The following is a 16,484-nucleotide window of genomic DNA, read 5'->3' as shown; positions in this document are numbered from 1 at the left end:
GGTCAGCGTGCATTGGGGCTGAACTTCGTCGTGAGCGAAACGAGCAGTCGTCCCGGCGGCGGCGCCTTGTCGATCGACAGCGCCTTGTCGCGCGGCTTGGCATAAAGCATCTGGAAGACCATTCGGCCGGGCAGCGCGGCTTCGATGCCGCCGCCCCACGACGTCAGCCGCCGGCTGTCCTCCAGGGTGTTGTTGTCGAGGTTGTAGAGCCAGACGGCATCGAAGAAGCCGAGCGCGGTGATCGCCACCGGCAGGCCCAGCGGCAGCCGGGCCCGCGCCTCGCCGCGCAGGCCGATGATGCGGTCGCCCGAATTGGAGCCGGGGTCATAGCCCCGGCCGATGGTCAGGTTGCCGATCGAGTATTCCTCGAGATTGAGGAGCGCGTGGTTCGCCCACTGGCCGCGCGCGGTGCCGGCCAGGCTGAAGATCGGTCCCAGCCCGATATTGGCATCGAGTTCGCCGCGGACGACAAAGGCCTGGGGATCGCCGTCGAAGCGCGACAGCGTATAGCCGTCGGCGTCGGCGCCGGCCCCCGCCTTAGATGCCGACAGGATGTTCAGCCCCTTGCGCAGCTCCAGGCCGGCGTGGAGGAAGAAGCGGTCGTCGGCGCCGGGCCGCGGCGTGCGCAGGCTGCCGTCGATGCGGGCATAGACGATGCGGAGCTTGTCGCGGTTGAGCGGTGACGACGTGGGGCCGCCAAAGACGCGGGTGCGCTGTTCGAGCAGTTCGAAGCCGCCGGTGACGCCAAGGTTGCGGCGGACGCTGCGGATGAGGGGCCGCGACAGGTCGATGCCGGCGATGATCGATTGCGAGCGCAGGTCGAGCTGGTCGAGCGTCGGCCGCGACCAGGCGTAGACGAAGCGGCCGCCCAGCGTGGTGCCCGACTTGTCGAGCCAGGTCGAATAGCCGGCCTGGGCGACGAACTGTTCCTTGAAGTCGAGCGTCGTCGACCCGGCGACGTACAGCAGGTCGCTGCTGGTCAGCAGGCCATAGGTTTCGACACGGGCATAGGCGGTTTCGCGGCCGAGCTGGACCGAGCCATAGTTCTGGATGTTGCCGAACACGGCGAATTTCTGGGCGACGATGTTGAGGTCGCCGATGACATCGCCGGGCGCGGTGCCGGCCGGCCGCAGCGCCAGCTGGACATCGAGGCCGGGCACGTCGCCGGCAAGCAGCAGCAGCCGCTCGATATCGCGTTCATTGACGGGATCGAGCGCCTGAAGCTCGGTGATCCGCCTGGCGAGGCCGGGGCGGTGCGAGCCGGCCTCGCCGCGGACGCGGACTTCGGTGATGCGGGCGACGATCACCGCCAGCGTCAGCTCGCCGTTGGTGACCTCCTGCGGCGGGATCTGCACCGACGCGACATAGCCGGCACGGCGCAGCGCGGCATTGGCGGCATCACGGATGCCGCAGACGCCGCTGATCGGCTGGTCCCCCTTTACCGGCAGCGAGACGCCGTCGAGGATGGTCTTGATCGCAGGGGCGACGGCATCGCGGCCCAGCGGCACATAGCGCACGCGATCGATGCTGACGCGCAGGTCGGAGGTGCTGAGCGGGCAGGCTGGCGCGGTGATCGCCCGGCTCGAATCGACGCTGACATTGGGGGTTGCGGGCGGGGCCGCCTGGGGCTGCAGCTGCTGGAGCGTCGGCGCGACCGGTACCGGCGGCGGCGTGGGAGGCGGCGCGGCCTGGCCGAGCGCCATGGTGGCCGAATTAAGCGCCAATATGGCGGCCGCAATGCCCCCAAACGACCGCACACTGACCCCCACGCCCGGCCCCCCGCTGCCCGTTAATCTACGATGGTCGACCCGCGTTTCTTACGTTTCCGTACATGTTCGTCCGCCGGAGCGTCGGCGTCAAGCAAAAGCCGTTGCGGGGGCGGTCTAGTGCCTGAAGTGGCGCATCCCGGTATAGACCATCGTCAGCCCGCGCTCGTCTGCCGCCGCGATGACTTCGGCGTCGCGGATCGAGCCGCCCGGCTGGATGATCGCCGTCGCGCCGGCCTCGGCCGCGGCGATCAGCCCGTCGGCGAACGGGAAGAAGGCGTCCGACGCGACCGCCGAGCCGATGGTGCGCGGCTGCGGCCAGTGCGCCGCGGCAGCGGCGTCCTTCGCCTTCAGCGCGGCGATGCGCGAGCTGTCGAGCCGGCTCATCTGGCCGGCGCCGATGCCGGCGGTGCTGCCGCCCTTGGCATAGACGATGGCGTTCGACTTGACGTGGCGCGCCACGGTCCAGGCGAACAGCATGTCGGCCCATTCGGCCTCGGTCGGCTGGCGCTGCGTCACCACCTTGCAGTCGGCGCGGGTGACGGCGCCATTGTCGCGAGACTGGACGAGCATGCCGCCGCCGATCTGGCGCAGCGCCAGCCCCGGCCGGCGCGGATCGGGCAGGGCGCCGGTCAGCAGCAGGCGCAGGTTCTTCTTCGCGGCGAACACGGCCTGGGCATCGGCATCGGCATCCGGCGCGATGACGACTTCGGTAAAGATGCCGGCGATGGCCTCCGCGGTCGGGCCATCGAGGGCCTGGTTGACCGCGATGATGCCGCCGAAGGCCGAGACCGGGTCGCAGTCGAACGCGGCCGTGTACGCCTCCGCCAGGGTCGCGCCGGTGGCGACGCCGCAAGGGTTGGCGTGCTTGATGATGGCGCAGGCCGGGCCGGCGTCGCGGAATTCGGCGATCAGCTCCAGTGCCCCATCGGCGTCGTTGAGGTTGTTGTAGCTCAGCTCCTTGCCCTGCACCTGGCGGGCGGCGGCGACACCGCGGGCACCGGTTTGCGGCACATAAAGCGCTGCCTGCTGATGCGGGTTCTCGCCATAGCGCAGCGTGTCTTGCCGGGTCAGCGCCAGTGGCAGCAGCGGCGGGAACTGCTCGCCCTGGTCGGCAAAGGCGAACCAGCTGGCAACGGCGGCATCATAGGCGGCGGTATGGGCAAAGGCGGCGGCGGCGAGCTTGCGGCGCAGCGCGAGATCCGTGGCGCCGGCGTTGGCTTCGAGCGCCGCCAGCAGCGCGGCATATTGGTCGGGCGCGGTGACGATGGCGACATGGGCGTGGTTCTTGGCCGACGACCGCACCATCGCCGGGCCGCCGATGTCGATATTCTCGATGATATCGTCCCGGCCTGCGCCCTTCGCGACGGTGGCGGCAAAGGGGTAGAGGTTGATGATGGCGAGGTCGATCGGCAGGATGTCGTGCGCCGCCATCGCCGCGCGGTGATCGGCCAGGTCGCGGTCCGCCAGCAGGCCGCCGTGGACCTTGGGGTGGAGCGTCTTGACGCGGCCGTCCATCATCTCGGGAAATCCGGTCAGGTCGCTGACATCGCTGACGGTGAGGCCGGCCTCGCGCAGCGCCTTCGCCGTGCCGCCGGTGGAGACCAGCGCGATGCCGCGGGCGGCAAGCGCGGCCGCAAGCTCGACGATGCCGGACTTGTCGCTGACCGAGATGAGCGCGCGGGTGATGGGAACGAGATCGGGCATGTTGGTCCTTATTTCCCGGCGCGCTTGAAGCTCCAGCCAATGCTGGCATCTGCCTTGTCGGTGCGGCCGGTGATGACGAGTTGCTGGGTCTTGTGGAGGGTGCCGGCGGGGTCGATCCACAGCGATGGTTCGATGGAAACGGTGCCACCGCGCGCTTTCATGCCCCAGACGCGGCCCTGCGGCAGCTTCAATAGCGCGCCGGCGCCGTCGGCGGTCGGGGTGGCGGCGACGCCGGGGCCGAGGTGGAAACGGATGTCGAAATCGCGTTCCGGACGGCGCTTCAGAGGTGACTTGGCCGCGGGCTCGATGACATCCTCGCCGCGCAGGTCCTGGCCATCGGGCGACAGGAACAGCCGGCGGCGCACGAGCAGCCCGAAGCGCTTGGCATAGCCGTCGTGACTGGCCTCCAGCCATTGGCCCTGTTCGCTGCTGCGCGACTGCACGGTGACTTCCTCGACACCCAGGCCGAGTGCGCCATCGTCGCGGATGCGGGTGCTGTTGGTGTCGGCAATGGTCAGCGTCGAATGTGCGGCGGTCGTGCGCAGGCCGGCAGCCAGCGGGCCTGGCAGCGGCGTCGCCAGCCCGCGTTCGCCGCCGCAATTGGTGATGACGCGATCGGCGCCGTCGCTCAGTTCGAACGCCAGCGTGCCGGCATGGCCGCCGGCGGCGACGCGGGCGAGCGGCGGCGGCCCGGCGTCGATGACGAGCACGGTCTTGCCCGCCGACAGCCGGTAATAGCCCGACCAGCGTCCGGCCCTGGCCAGCGCCGTGCCGGTCGCGGTGCGCTTGGCGAGGCGCTCGAGCGGCACCGCGGGGATGGCGGCGCCGCCGTGCCAGGCGCCGATCATCGCATCGCCGAGGACGAGCCCGCGCAGGCTCGGCACCAGCCGTGCCAGCGTGTCGGCGAACAGCGGCGGCGGGCGCAGGCCGAGGGCCGGCCCGGTGCCGGCGGTGAACAGCAGCAGCTCCGCCAGCGCCAGCGCATCGACCGGCGCGCGGGTGGCAATGCCGCCATCGGGCAGCACCAGCACCGCCAGCAGGCGATCGAGCGCCGCCAGCGCGGCGGCGGCCCGCGCCTCCCCGCCCGGGATCAGCAGCCCGGCGGCATAAAGCCCGCACAGCGCCCTTGCCCGGGGCAGGCCATCGGGCAAGCGGAAGGCGGCGCGATCGAGGTGGCGGGCCCAGGTCGCCAGCGCCGACAGCACCGATGATCGATAGACCTGGTCCGTCGACGACAGCACCAGCGGCGCATGGCCGAGCGCAAACAGTAGCCGCGTGCCGGTGACATCGGCGCGCCAGGCCTGGGGGTCGTAGTCACCGAAATCGGCAAGCCAGCGTGCGATCAGCGGCTCCGCCAGTTTCGCGCCGTCCTTGTGGTCGGCAGCATGGCCGGCAATGTCGCGCAGCCATTCCCAGCCATGGGCCCAGTCGCGCCAGGCGGCAGGTGCGGCGGCGCGAAAATCCAGGTCGCGGGTCATCGCCGTATGTCCGGCGTGGATCAGCCGCCCGGCACGGATGCGTTCGCCGATGGCGCCGTCGCCAGGCACCGGATCCTCGGGCACGCCGAGCAGCTTCAGCGGATAGCGGCCGCGCAGCCGCAGCCGGTGCAGCGGCGTCTTGTAGAGCGACGTCGACACCCGTGCCGCGACCCGCTCGCTGAGCGACAGGCCGCGATCGCCGCCGACGCGCAGCAGCCGGCCGTCGCTGTCACCGATCTCGGCATCGCTGGCCGGCTCGGGCGCGGTCGGGGTGCGCGCCACCGGCGTCAGCCCCTCAATGCGGCGATGTTGGCGGCGTAAGCTGTCGGGCCGCCCTTGAAGGTCGCGGTGCCGGCGACGAGCACATCGGCGCCGGCGGCGATCGCGGCCGGCGCCGTCAGCGCGTCGATGCCGCCGTCGACCTGGAGGTCGATCTGGCGGCCGGTCTTGTCGATCATCTTGCGGATCGCCTCGATCTTTTTCAGCTGGGCGGTGATGAAGCTCTGGCCGCCAAAGCCCGGGTTGACGCTCATCACCAGCACGAGGTCGATATCCTCGATCAGATAGTCGAGCATCTTGGCCGGCGTGCCGGGATTGAGCGAGACGCCGGCCTTTTTTCCCAGCCCCTTGATGCGCTGGATCGACCGGTGGATGTGCGGCCCGGCTTCGGGATGGACGGTCAGGATGTCGGCGCCGGCCTCGGCAAAGGCATCGAGATAGGGGTCGGCCGGGGAAATCATCAGGTGGACGTCCATCACCAGCGTGGTGTGCGGCCGCAACGCCTTCACCACCATCGGCCCGATGGTGATGTTCGGCACGAAATGCCCGTCCATCACATCGACATGGACATAGTCGGCGCCGGCCGCGGCGATGGCGCGGACTTCCTCGCCGAGACGGGCGAAATCCGCCGAAAGAATCGACGGGGCGATGCGAACGGGACCCTGCATGGCGAGCCTCTAGCAGGCGTCGCCGGGCGCCGAAAGCACCGATGCGGCGCGACAATGACTGCGCTCGCGAAAATGGCGCGTCCCGTCGCCGGAACGCGCCATGATCCAGGTTCTTAAAGGCGGATGACGTGCCTCAGGTGGCGTCGTCCATCTTCTGCACCATGTCGAGGTGCATCTGGACCTTGGGCGCGGTCTTCGTCGCGAACGCCTTCAGCGCGGCGTTTTCGCCGTCGTCGACATAGCTGCGATGAAGGGTCAGCGCTTCCTTGTGAGCGGCAACCTGCTGGTCGACATAGACCTTGTCGAAATCCGCGGCCGATGCGGCCTTCAGATTGTCGACGAAGCCCTGGCGACGCGCGTCGAGGGCGGCGGGCGGCGTCACCGCCAGCTTGCCATCGGCAACGATCTTCTTCACCTCGGCGGTCGTCGCGGTGTGGTCCTTGATCATCTGGGCAGCAAATTTCTTGACCGCCGGCGACGTGGCCTTCTGTTCGGCAAGCTTGCTCGCTTCGATCTCGTACATGTCGCCGATGGCAGCATTGGTCACATAGCCGTCGACGCTGTTGGCCGCCGCAGCGCTGGCCTGGCCGACGACACCGCCGACGGCGTCCTGCACGGCGTTGACCGGCTCCGACTGGCCGATGTCGTTGGCGGTGTTGGAGATCGCATTGCCGGTGCTGTCGACGGCATTGCCGGCGGCATCGGTGGTTTCGGCGGTTGTCGTCGACACCGTCGTGTCGGTCTTCTTGTCGCACGCCGTCAGCGCGAGGGCGGTGGTGGCAATCAGCAGATATCGGATGGTCATGGGGTCGGTCCTCCTGGTTCCCCGGAACAACACCAGCGGCGCGGCTTCGTTCCCGCCTGGCCGAAGCGTAACGAAAACCGTGCGCCGGCTATCGCCCCGGCGTCGGCAGTAGTCGGCCTGCCGAAAGCGTCAGCGCCACCATCACGGCTGTCGCCACCCACAGGGCGCCTGCGCCCAGCGCCGCGTGCGCCAGCGCGCCCAAGGCTGCGCCGATCAACATGCCGAGGAACAGGGTCATCGGCGCGACCCAGCCCCAGCGGTCACCGCCATGGACTGCCGTCGTGATGCGCTTGCCGACCCTGACCAGGGCACCCGTCATGTAGGTCAGCCCGATCTTGACCTCGCCATCGGCGGCGAACACCGTGTTCTTGGCGCCCATGGCCGCGGCCAGCACCAGCACCGCCGGCACCACGATGCCGCTGCCCAGCAGCGTCGCCGCCACGGCGAGCATCGCCGTCACCAGCCACAGCACCGCGCCGCGCTGCCGGAGTCCCGCCGCCCGCCCGACCAGCGAGCCCAGGACGACGCCGCCGACGAACGACGTGATCAGCCCGGCCCCGAGCGCGACGCTATCGAGGTGCCCCGCCAGGCCGAGGCCGAGCTTGGTCACATTGCCGCTCATGAACGACACGAACAGGCCGCCCGAGGTCAGCCAGCCGACGGCATCGACGAACCCCGCCGTCGCCGACAGCGTCGCCGCGAACAGCCGGGTCCGCCGGTCCTCGGTCACGGGGAAATCTTCCGCATTCGGCCGATGAAGAACCCGTCCATGCCGCCGTCGGCCGCCAGCTGGCCGGGCAGCGTGCGGACCCAGCCATCGGCCGTCGGCTGCAGGCCCAGCGGCAGTTCCGCCGCCTCGAACGGCACGCGCGGCAGCGTCGCCACGACCCGCTCGGCGATGCGCTCGCCTTCGCGCGGGTCGAGCGAGCAGGTCGCATAGACCAGCGTGCCGCCGGGCTTCAGCCAGTTCGCCGCGCGCCGCAGCAGCGCCGCCTGCAACAACGTCAGCGGCGTCAGGTCACGCGCCCCCTTCAGGTGCAGCACGTCGGGGTGGCGGCGGAAGATGCCGGTGGCAGAGCAGGGGGCATCGAGGAGGATGCGGTCGTAAAGACCCTCGGGCTCCCAGCGCAGCGCGTCGCCGGCACTGAGCGTCGCCGACAGCCCGGTGCGGGCAAGGTTCTCGCGCACCCGCTCCAGCCGCGCGTCGGACACGTCGACCGCGGTGACGTCGCAGCCGAGAGCCGCCAGCTGCAGCGTCTTGCCGCCCGGCGCCGCGCACAGGTCGAGGACGCGTTCGCCCGGTTGCGCACCGAGCAGGCGGACCGGCAGCGAGGCGGCGATGTCCTGCACCCACCAGGCGCCTTCGGCGAACCCCGGCCATTCGGTCAGCGGACCCAGGTCCTTGCTGCGCGGCACGCGGACATGGCCGGGGAGCAGCGACACGCCGCCGAGCGCCGCCGCCCAGCGTTCGGTTTCGCGCCCGTCGCGCAGCGTCAGGTCGGTGGCGGGTTCATCGGCGAGGCTGGCAGCCGCGGCCTCGGCCGCTTCCGGGCCCCAGTCCATCGCCCAGCGGATGGCGAACAGGTCGGGCAGGTGCGGGATTTCGGGCAATTCGGCCGGGCGGCGGATGAGGCTGCCGAGCACGCCGTGGACGAGGCGGCGCGGGCCGCCCTCGACCAGCGGCAGCGCCGTCGACACCACGGCATGCGGCGGCGTGCCGAGCTTCAGCCAGCCGGCCAGCGCGATGCGCAACACCTGCCGCGCCCGGGCATCGTCGGGCAGCGGCTTGGGCGTCGCCGAATCGATGAGGGCGTCGAGATCGGGCAGCCAGCGCAGCACCGTCGCGGCAAGGTGCCGGGCGAGCGCGCGGTCATTGGCCATGGGAATGCCGTCGAGCGCCGATTCGAGCGCCAGCTCCAGGGGCGTGCCGCGGCCGAGCACGGCCATCAGCAGGCGCAGGGCACCGCGGCGCGCGGGGACGCCCTGTGTTGCTTGGACGGGCGGGGGGTCTTTTCTAGCGATTATTGCCTCCGAGGAATGCGCCGATGCGCCTGAAATAGGTAACCGGGAACAGCCGGGTCATCCAGTCGATGAAACGCGCGTCGTTGCCGATCAGCACGCGATGCTGGCGCCGTTCCATGCCGGCGATGATGATCGCGGCGGCCTGTTCCGGGGTCGTCTTTGCCGCCTTTTCGAATTCGGCGGCGAAATCGAGATCGGTGCGCTGGCCGGGCAGGGTGGCGATGCGCTTGGAATTACGGGCAACATTGGTCTTCACGCCGCCGGGATGGACGCGAATGACGCAGATATCGGGATCAGTGACGCCCAGTTCCAGGTACAGCGCCTCGGTCAGGCCGCGGACGGCGTATTTGGAGGCGTTATAGGCGCTTTGCGTCGGATAGCCCATCATCCCGAACACCGAGGAGATGTTGACCAGCCAGGCGGCGCCGGTGTCGGTGGCTTGCCTGCGCAAATGCGGCAGCGCGGCGCGGCAGCCCTCGACGACGCCGGTGAAGTTGACCGCCATGACCCGGTCGAAATCGGCGCGCGGGCAATCGGCAAAGGGTGCGACGACGCTGAGGCCGGCGTTGTTGACGATGCCGTCGAGGCGGCCGAATTCGGTAGCGGCACCATCGACCCAGGCGGTGAGTGCGGCGGTGTCGGTGACATCGAGCGTGGTGATGCTGGCGGGCCGGTTGCCGAGCAGGCGCTTCGTTTCCGCCAGCCCCTCGCCGTCCTTGTCGGCCAGCGCCAGCACGGCGCCGCGGTCGGCAAGGCCCAGTGCCAGCGCCCGCCCGATGCCGCTGCCGGCGCCGGTCAGTGCGATCACCCTGTCGTCGAATGTCCCGGCCATGTTGCCGCCGCCCCCTTTTCCACAGCGCAGCCAGCGCCTAGATGCGGCCTCGTAGCGTCAAAGCGCGCGTAACGGAAACCCAGCACGGAAGCCCAAGCAATGGCCGACGACCCGAAACCCCCTGAAGCGAAGCCGGAACCCGTAGCGTCGCCACCGCCGACGGAGAAGGAAGTCGGCGGCCGCGGCGGGCCCGACCCGGTGCGCTATGGCGACTGGGAAAAGGGCGGCATTGCGGTCGATTTCTAGACCGTGCACACCCGCGCCAGCCTCGCCGCCGACCTGTCGGCACTCGGCCTCGCCGCCGGCGACATGGTCATGGTGCACGCCGCCATGGCCAGTGTCGGCGAAATCCTCGGCGGCCCCGATGCGATGATCGCGGCGCTGCGCGACATCGTCGGGCCGGCGGGCACCATTGCCGCCTATGCGAGCTGCGACGGTACCTATGAGGATTTGCTGGACGATGACGGCCGGGAGCCCGACGCGTGGCGCGAGCATGTTCCGGCCTTTGATCCCGCCGCGTCGCGGGCGGTACGGATGAACGGCGTGTTGCCTGAGTTCCTGCGCACGACGCCCGGCGCGCTGCGCAGCGCCAACCCCGGTGCCTCGATCACCGCAATCGGTGCGCGGGCCGACTGGCTGACCGCCGATCACCGGCTCGATTACGGCTTTGGCCCCGGCACGCCGCTGGCGCGGCTGGTCGAGGCCGACGCCCGGGTGCTGATGCTCGGGGCTCCGCTCGACACGATGACGCTGATGCACCACGCCGAGCATCTGGCGGACATTCCCGACAAGGTCGTCCGCCGCTACGAGGTAAAGCTCGCCGACGGCTGGCATTGGCTGGAGGAATATGACACCGGCGATCCCTGCTCGCCGCGCCTGCCGGAGAATTTCATCGAGCAGATCGTGACGGCCTATCTGGCGACGGACCGGGGGCGGCAGGGGCGTGTCGGCGACGCGACCTCGGTGCTGGTTTCGGCCCGCGACATATGCGCCTTCGGCGTCGAATGGATCGAGCGGACCGCCGGCAGGCGTTGACAGTGACGGGCACGGACCCGTAACGGTCGCCCATCCTGTTCTATTCCGGCGGGCGTAACCGGTTCGCCCGCGTGCAATCTTCCCTCGATCTTATCGATGCCGTCATCACCTGGGTCGATGGCGCCGACCCCGCCCATGCCGCCAGGCGCGCGCGGCATATCGGCACCAATCTCCACGCCAACGGCATCAACCCGCACCGCTGGGCGTGCAGCGACGAGCTCGGCTATTGCCTGCGCTCGATCGCCAACCATGCGCCGTGGATCGGGCGGATCTTCATCGTCACCGATGCGCAGATGCCCGACCTGTCGCGGCTGCCGGCGTCGCTAACCGCCCGCATCACCATCGTCGACCATCTGGTGCTGTTCGCCGGCCACGAAGACGTGCTGCCGACGTTCAATTCGCTCGCCATCGAAAGCCTGTTGTGGCGCATCCCCGGCCTGGCCGAGCGCTTCGTCTATTTCAACGACGATGTCTTCCTGACCGGGCCGTTGCTGCCCGGCGATGTCTTTGCCGGACCGGCGCCGGTGCTGCGCGGCCGGTGGATCGATGACAGTGCGCTCGCCGCAGACACCGCCGGCCGCGGCGACCCGGCCCGGCTCAACGCCATCACCCAGATCAATGCGGCGGCGCTGCTCGGTTTCGGGCCCACGCGGCTGTTTGCCGGCGCCCATGTCGTCCACCCGATGCGACGGTCGGTGCTGGCAGCGCTGTTCGACAGTCATCGCGCGGCCTTCGTCGCCAATATCGGCCACCGGTTTCGCGACGTGTCGCAGTTCCTGCCCCAGGCGCTGCACAATCATGCCTGCATCCGCGACGGCCTGGCGGTGCTGGACGGCGCCGACGATCACCTGCACCTGCGCACCGGCGCGGTCATCGATTATCCGCTGCCGGCGGTGCGCGCCTATCTCGCCCGCGCGTTGCAGCCGCAGTTCAAGTTCCTGTGCGTCAACGACCTGCCGCAGGTCGAGGCGGCGATCCCCGACACCCGCGCCTGGATCGAGCGCGCCATCGGCGGGCAGCAGCTGGCGGCGTAGCTATTCGGTCTTCAGCGGCCGGGACAGCAGCGCGGCGATGGTTTCCTTGAGCGGTGCCCCGCCGATCAGCGCGGCGACCGCGTTGCAGATCGGCATGTCGACGCCGGCGGCGGCGGCCGCGGCCACCAGCACCGGCGCGGTTGCCGCCCCCTCGGCCACCGTGCGGGTGTCGAGAAGGTCGGCGGCGCGTTCACCGCGGCCGATGCCGAGGCCGAGCGTGAAATTGCGGCTGTTGGCCGATGAGCAGGTCAGCACCAGGTCGCCGAGGCCCGACAGGCCGGCCAGGGTTTCGATGCGGCCGCCGCGCGCCAGGCCGAAGCGCGTCATTTCGGCAAAGCCGCGGGCGATCAACGCGGCGCGGGCGTTGAGGCCGAGGTCGGCGCCCTCCACAACCCCGCAGGCGATGGCGAGGACGTTCTTGACCGCGCCGCCGATCTCCGCACCCGTCACATCGTCGGACAGATAAGGCCGGAACGCCGGCCGGGCGAGCCGGGCGACCAGCGTTTCGCCAAGCGCCGCATCGGCACAGGCAAGGGTGACGGCGGTGGGCAGCCCGCGCGCGACCTCGCCGGCGAACGTGGGCCCCGACAGCACCGCGAACGGCAGGTCGGCGCCGGCGACATCGGCGACGACCTCGGCCATGAGGAGATGCGTGCCGGCCTCGATACCCTTGGCGCACAGCACCAGCGTCGGGCGCTGGCCGAGCGGTGCGGCGGCGAGGACGCGGCGCAGATGCTGGGCCGGGGCGACGACGAGCCAGGTGGCGACGCCGGCGAGATCGGCCATGTCGCCGGTGGCGTGAATGCGCGGCGACAGCGCGACGCCGGGCAGGAAATCGCGATTTTCATGGGTCGCATTGATGCCGGCGACAACCTCGGGTTCGCGCGCCCAGAGCAGGACGTGCTCGGTTTCGGCCATGACCTGAGCGAGGGCCGTGCCCCAGGCGCCGCCGCCGATGACACCGACGGTCATGCCCTGACACCAGCCCCGCGGACGGCCTCGGCCCCCGGATCGAGCGGCCAGCGCGGGCGGGCGGGGGCATCGAGGCCATCGACGAGGTCGAGCTTGAAGCGCTCCGCAGGGCTCAGTGTCAGTCGCTCCGCAGGGCTCAGTGTCAGTCGCTCCGCAGGGCTCAGTGTCAGTCGCTCCGCTCCGGCCCAGGCGATCATCGCGGCATTGTCGGTGCACAGCCACAGCGGCGGCGCGACGAAGGGCAGGCCGTTGGCGGTGGCGAGGCCCGAGAGCGCGGCGCGGATGGCCTGGTTCGAGGCGACGCCGCCGGCGACGACCAGCGCCGTTGCCTGCGGGAAGGCCGCGATGGCGCGGGCGGTACGGTCGACGAGGCAATCGGTGGCGGCAAGCTGGAAGGCGGCGGCGAGGTCGTCGCGGTCGGTGTCGGTCTTGTCGGGGAGCGCCTGCCACTGCCGCAGCACCGCCGATTTCAGCCCGGCAAAGGAGAAATGCGGCTCGTCGCTGCCCAGCAGAGGCCGCGGCAGTGCAAAGCGCCGGGCATTGCCGCGCGCCGCGGCTTGTTCCACCCGCGGTCCGCCGGGAAAGCCCAGCCCGAGGATCTTCGCCGTCTTGTCGAACGCTTCCCCGATCGCATCGTCGATCGTCGTCGCCAGCCGACGGTAGCGGCCGACGCCCTCGACGCCGAGCAGCTGGCAATGGCCGCCCGACACCAGCAGCAGCAGATAGGGGAATTGCAGCGAAGCATCGGCCAGCCGCGGGCTGAGGGCATGGCCCTCGAGGTGGTTGATGGCGAGCAGCGGCTTGCCGGCGCCCCAGGCCAGCGCCTTGCCGGTGACCAACCCGACCATGACGCCGCCGATCAGCCCTGGCCCGGCGGTGGCGGCGACGGCATCGACATCGGCAAGGGTGACGCCGGCTTCGCCCAGCACCTCCGCCACCATCGGTGTCAGCCGGTCGACATGGGCGCGCGCCGCGAGTTCGGGCACGACGCCGCCGAACGGGCGATGCTCGGCGTCCTGGCTGGCGATACGCTGCGCGACGATGGTGCGGTCGCCGCGCACCAGCGCGACGGCGGTTTCATCGCAGGAGGATTCGATGCCGAGGATGAGGGGGTTGGACACCTGCCCCCCATAGGCGCTGCACCGCGGCGGGTCTATTCCCCGGCGGTGAGCGCCTTCAGCTCGGCAAGCAGGTCGAGCGCCTCGCGCGGCGTGATCGCATCAGGGTCGATCGCCGCCAGCCGGGTGCGCAGCACATCGCCCACCGGCTCGGGCGGCGCAGCGCCGAACAGCGGCAGGTCGCCGAGGCCGGCAGCGATGCCGCCGGTCTTGTCGCGATTGGCCTCCAGCCGCGACAGCACGCCCCGCGCCCGCGCCAGCACCGGGCCGGGCACCCCGGCGAGGCGGGCGACGGCGAGGCCATAGCTCTTGTCGGCGGCGCCGGGGCGGACTTCGTGGAGGAAGACCAGTTCGCCCTTCCATTCGCGCGCCGTGACATTGACGGTGGCGAGGCAGCGCAGCTTGTCCTTCAGCTGGACGAGCTCGTGATAATGGGTGGCGAACAGACAGCGGCACTTGAGGTCGTCGTGCACCGCCTCCAGCACCGCCCAGGCGATGGCGAGGCCGTCATAGGTGCTGGTGCCGCGCCCGACTTCATCGAGGATGACGAGGCTGCGATCAGTGGCGCCGCCGAGGATGGCGGCGGTCTCGACCATCTCGACCATGAAGGTGCTGCGGCCCTGCGCCAGGTCGTCGGCGGCGCCGACACGGCTGAACAGCCGGTCGACGACGCCGATATGGGCGGCTCGTGCGGGCACGAAGCTGCCGGCCTGGGCGAGGACGGCAATCAGCGCATTCTGGCGCAGGAAGGTCGATTTGCCCGCCATGTTGGGGCCGGTGACGAGCCATAGCCTGGCATCGGCGGACAGGTCGCAGTCATTTGCGACGAACTGGCCCCTGTTTGCCTTGACCGCCGCCTCGACCACCGGATGCCGGCCGCCTTCAATATGGAAGGCGGCGGTGCCGTCGACGCGCGGCCGCGCCCAGTTTTCGGTCGCTGCCAGCTCCGCCAGCGCCGCCGCGACGTCGAGCCGGGCGAGCGCCGCGGCGGTTTCGGCGATGGCCTGGCTGTCGGCGAGGACGAGGCTGCGCAGTTCCTCCAGATGCGCCGCCTCGGCGGCCAGCGCATGGTCGCCGGCCTGGGCGATCGTCGTCGCCAGTGCCGCCAGGTCGACGCTGCCGAAGCGGACGACGCCGGCGAGCGTCTGGCGGTGGATCAGCCCCGAATCGGCGCGCAGCAGCGGGTCGGCGAATTTGGCGGCGACCTCGATATGATAGCCGAGGACGCCGTTGTGGCGGATTTTGAGCGCCGCGACGCCGGTTTCGCCGCGCAGCCGGGTTTCCAGCGCGATCACCGCGCTGCGGCCGTCGCGGGCGGTCTCGCGTAGCGCGTCGAGGGCGGCGTCATGGCCGGGCGCGATGCTGCCGCCGGCAGCGGCGTCGATCGGCGGTTCCGGGACCAGCGCGCGGCGCAATGCCTCGACCAGCCCGCCATGGGCGCCGATGCGGGCCAGCGTTGCCGTCAGCAGGGCGGGCGTCGTCAGGCTTGGCGTGCCGAGCGCGGCCTTCAGCGCCAGCGCCAGCGCCAGCCCGTCGCGCATCTGGGCGAGGTCGCGCGGCCCCCAGCGGCCGACCGCCAGCCGGCCGAGCGCGCGTGCCACATCGGGCATGGCGCCCAGCGCCTCGCGGGTCCGCATCCGCCGCACGCCGCCTTCGCAGAACCAGGCGACGAGTTCGAGGCGGTCGGCGATCGCCGCGGCATCGGTCAGCGGCGCGGCGAGATCCCCGGCGAGCAGCCGCCCACCGCCGGCGGTGACGGTTCGGTCGATGCACGCCTCCAGACTGCCGGCGCGGCCGCCGCCGGCGCCGCGGGCGAGTTCGAGGCTGGTGCGCGTCGCGGCGTCGATGGCCATGGTGCTGCCGGGCAGTTCGGGTCGCGGTGGCGCCAATAGCGGCACCGCGCCTTTGGCCGTCGCCTCGACATAGGCGAGCAGGGCGCCGGCGGCGGCGATCTCCGGGGCCGAAAAACTGCCGAAGCCGTCGAGCGTCACGACGCCGAAGCGCGCCTTCAGCCGGGCCTCGCCGCGGGCATGGGTGAATTCGAGCGGCGAGCGCAGGGTTGCCGGCGCGCCGTCCCAGCCTTCGGGGGCAATCAGCTCCGCAGGGTTCAGGCGCGCCAGTTCGGCGGCAAGTTCGGCGGCCGGGCAGGCGCGGGTGGCGAAGGCGCCGGTCGACAGGTCGCACCAGGCGAGACCCATCGTATTGCCTGGGGCGACGGCCGCCAGCCAGTTGGCGCGCTTGGGCTCGAGGAGGTTGGCCTCGGTCAGCGTGCCGGGCGTGACGACACGGGTGATGGCGCGGGCGACAATGCTCTTGCCGGGGCGCTTCCGGGCTTCCGCCGGGTCCTCGATCTGCTCGGCGATGGCGACGCGGTGGCCGCCCTTGATCAGCCGCGCCAGGTAACCGTCGGCACTATGGACCGGCACGCCGCACATCGGGATCGGTACGCCGGCATGTTCGCCGCGTTTCGTTAGTGCGATGTCGAGCGTCGCGGCGGCGGCGGCGGCATCGTCGAAGAACAGTTCGTAGAAATCGCCCATACGAAAGAACAGCAGGCAATCGGGCGCCTCGTCCTTCAACGCCAGATATTGCGCGATCATTGGAGACGGCGGGTTCATCGGCCCTGCAACTAGCCGGTATGCCCGCCATAGGGAACCGGGCGGGACGCGACGGATGGCCCGTCACGGGGGTTTCGCTTGCCCGAGGGGATAACGAACCCCTATCAAGGTGCCCACAAGGAGAGCCGCTGGTGCCCGACGACATTACCG

At 70.6% G+C, this 16,484-nt stretch carries 14 protein-coding genes; 3 read left to right on the top strand and 11 right to left on the bottom strand.

The genetic code is table 11. The features are described from left to right. Positions 1-2: 2 nt before the first annotated feature. The 8 genes from ACP7AI_RS08265 to ACP7AI_RS08230 form a co-directional block, all read right to left on the bottom strand. Entirely contained in the window at positions 3-1,703 is a 1,701-nt protein-coding gene (locus tag ACP7AI_RS08265; RefSeq protein WP_426166018.1) for a ShlB/FhaC/HecB family hemolysin secretion/activation protein, read from the bottom strand. 180 nt (positions 1,704-1,883) lie between these two features. Next, entirely contained in the window at positions 1,884-3,473 is a 1,590-nt protein-coding gene (gene purH, locus ACP7AI_RS08260) for a bifunctional phosphoribosylaminoimidazolecarboxamide formyltransferase/IMP cyclohydrolase (protein WP_426166015.1), read from the bottom strand. 8 nt (positions 3,474-3,481) lie between these two features. After that, entirely contained in the window at positions 3,482-5,233 is a 1,752-nt protein-coding gene (locus ACP7AI_RS08255; RefSeq protein WP_426166012.1) for a heparinase II/III family protein, read from the bottom strand. A gap of 5 nt (positions 5,234-5,238) precedes the next feature. After that, positions 5,239-5,898 (bottom strand): ribulose-phosphate 3-epimerase, encoded by a 660-nt coding sequence (gene rpe / locus ACP7AI_RS08250; RefSeq protein WP_426166009.1) that lies wholly within the window; start codon positions 5,896-5,898, stop codon positions 5,239-5,241. 133 nt (positions 5,899-6,031) lie between these two features. Continuing rightward, positions 6,032-6,703: a DUF4142 domain-containing protein gene (locus ACP7AI_RS08245; protein WP_426166006.1), complete on the bottom strand. Its 672-nt coding sequence runs from the start codon at positions 6,701-6,703 to the stop codon at positions 6,032-6,034. An 88-nt stretch (positions 6,704-6,791) separates the two neighbouring features. Continuing rightward, positions 6,792-7,433 (bottom strand): YoaK family protein, encoded by a 642-nt coding sequence (locus ACP7AI_RS08240; RefSeq protein WP_426166003.1) that lies wholly within the window; start codon positions 7,431-7,433, stop codon positions 6,792-6,794. After that, a complete protein-coding gene (locus ACP7AI_RS08235) occupies positions 7,430-8,650 on the bottom strand; it encodes an RsmB/NOP family class I SAM-dependent RNA methyltransferase (protein ID WP_426166000.1) in 1,221 nt (406 codons plus the stop codon). Before ACP7AI_RS08235 ends, ACP7AI_RS08240 begins: the two co-directional genes overlap by 4 nt. Before the next feature lie 67 nt (positions 8,651-8,717). After that, on the bottom strand, positions 8,718-9,557 hold the full coding sequence (locus tag ACP7AI_RS08230; protein ID WP_426165998.1) for an SDR family NAD(P)-dependent oxidoreductase: 840 nt from the start codon (positions 9,555-9,557) through the stop codon (positions 8,718-8,720). A 99-nt stretch (positions 9,558-9,656) separates the two neighbouring features. Between ACP7AI_RS08230 and ACP7AI_RS08225 the strand changes: the two genes are divergently transcribed. The 3 genes from ACP7AI_RS08225 (at position 9,657) to ACP7AI_RS08215 (ending at position 11,626) form a co-directional block, all read left to right on the top strand. Further along, a complete protein-coding gene (locus ACP7AI_RS08225) occupies positions 9,657-9,803 on the top strand; it encodes a DUF1674 domain-containing protein (protein WP_426165996.1) in 147 nt (48 codons plus the stop codon). A gap of 3 nt (positions 9,804-9,806) precedes the next feature. After that, entirely contained in the window at positions 9,807-10,592 is a 786-nt protein-coding gene (aac(3), locus tag ACP7AI_RS08220) for an aminoglycoside 3-N-acetyltransferase (protein WP_426165994.1), read from the top strand. Positions 10,593-10,663: 71 nt separating this feature from the next. Further along, complete coding sequence (locus tag ACP7AI_RS08215) at positions 10,664-11,626, top strand: stealth family protein (protein ID WP_426165991.1); 963 nt, start codon at positions 10,664-10,666, stop codon at positions 11,624-11,626. Here the strand turns inward: ACP7AI_RS08215 and ACP7AI_RS08210 are convergent, their stop codons facing one another. The 3 genes from ACP7AI_RS08210 to mutS are packed head-to-tail and all read right to left on the bottom strand — an operon-like array spanning position 11,627 to position 16,316. Further along, positions 11,627-12,598: an NAD(P)H-dependent glycerol-3-phosphate dehydrogenase gene (locus ACP7AI_RS08210; protein WP_426165988.1), complete on the bottom strand. Its 972-nt coding sequence runs from the start codon at positions 12,596-12,598 to the stop codon at positions 11,627-11,629. Continuing rightward, on the bottom strand, positions 12,595-13,719 hold the full coding sequence (gene tsaD / locus ACP7AI_RS08205) for a tRNA (adenosine(37)-N6)-threonylcarbamoyltransferase complex transferase subunit TsaD (protein WP_426165986.1): 1,125 nt from the start codon (positions 13,717-13,719) through the stop codon (positions 12,595-12,597). Before tsaD ends, ACP7AI_RS08210 begins: the two co-directional genes overlap by 4 nt. A 32-nt stretch (positions 13,720-13,751) precedes the next feature. Next, the gene (gene mutS, locus ACP7AI_RS08200) at positions 13,752-16,316 is read right to left on the bottom strand and encodes a DNA mismatch repair protein MutS (RefSeq protein WP_426165983.1); all 2,565 of its coding nucleotides are present in this window, start codon (positions 16,314-16,316) and stop codon (positions 13,752-13,754) included. Between the last annotated feature and the right edge of the window lie 168 nt (positions 16,317-16,484).

The organism is Sandarakinorhabdus sp. DWP1-3-1, from assembly GCF_049896705.1.
GTDB lineage: Bacteria > Pseudomonadota > Alphaproteobacteria > Sphingomonadales > Sphingomonadaceae > Sandarakinorhabdus.
This window is presented reverse-complemented; position numbering and strand designations above follow the sequence as displayed.

Coding starts and splice junctions, on each gene's coding strand:
- ACP7AI_RS08265 (WP_426166018.1), bottom strand. CDS start 1,703: ATGGCGCTCGGCCAGGCCGCGCCGCCTCCCACGCCGCCGCCGGTACCG.
- purH (WP_426166015.1), bottom strand. CDS start 3,473: ATGCCCGATCTCGTTCCCATCACCCGCGCGCTCATCTCGGTCAGCGAC.
- rpe (WP_426166009.1), bottom strand. CDS start 5,898: ATGCAGGGTCCCGTTCGCATCGCCCCGTCGATTCTTTCGGCGGATTTC.
- ACP7AI_RS08245 (WP_426166006.1), bottom strand. CDS start 6,703: ATGACCATCCGATATCTGCTGATTGCCACCACCGCCCTCGCGCTGACG.
- ACP7AI_RS08235 (WP_426166000.1), bottom strand. CDS start 8,650: ATGGCCGTGCTCGGCCGCGGCACGCCCCTGGAGCTGGCGCTCGAATCG.
- ACP7AI_RS08230 (WP_426165998.1), bottom strand. CDS start 9,557: ATGGCCGGGACATTCGACGACAGGGTGATCGCACTGACCGGCGCCGGC.
- ACP7AI_RS08225 (WP_426165996.1), top strand. CDS start 9,657: ATGGCCGACGACCCGAAACCCCCTGAAGCGAAGCCGGAACCCGTAGCG.
- ACP7AI_RS08210 (WP_426165988.1), bottom strand. CDS start 12,598: ATGACCGTCGGTGTCATCGGCGGCGGCGCCTGGGGCACGGCCCTCGCT.
- mutS (WP_426165983.1), bottom strand. CDS start 16,316: ATGATCGCGCAATATCTGGCGTTGAAGGACGAGGCGCCCGATTGCCTG.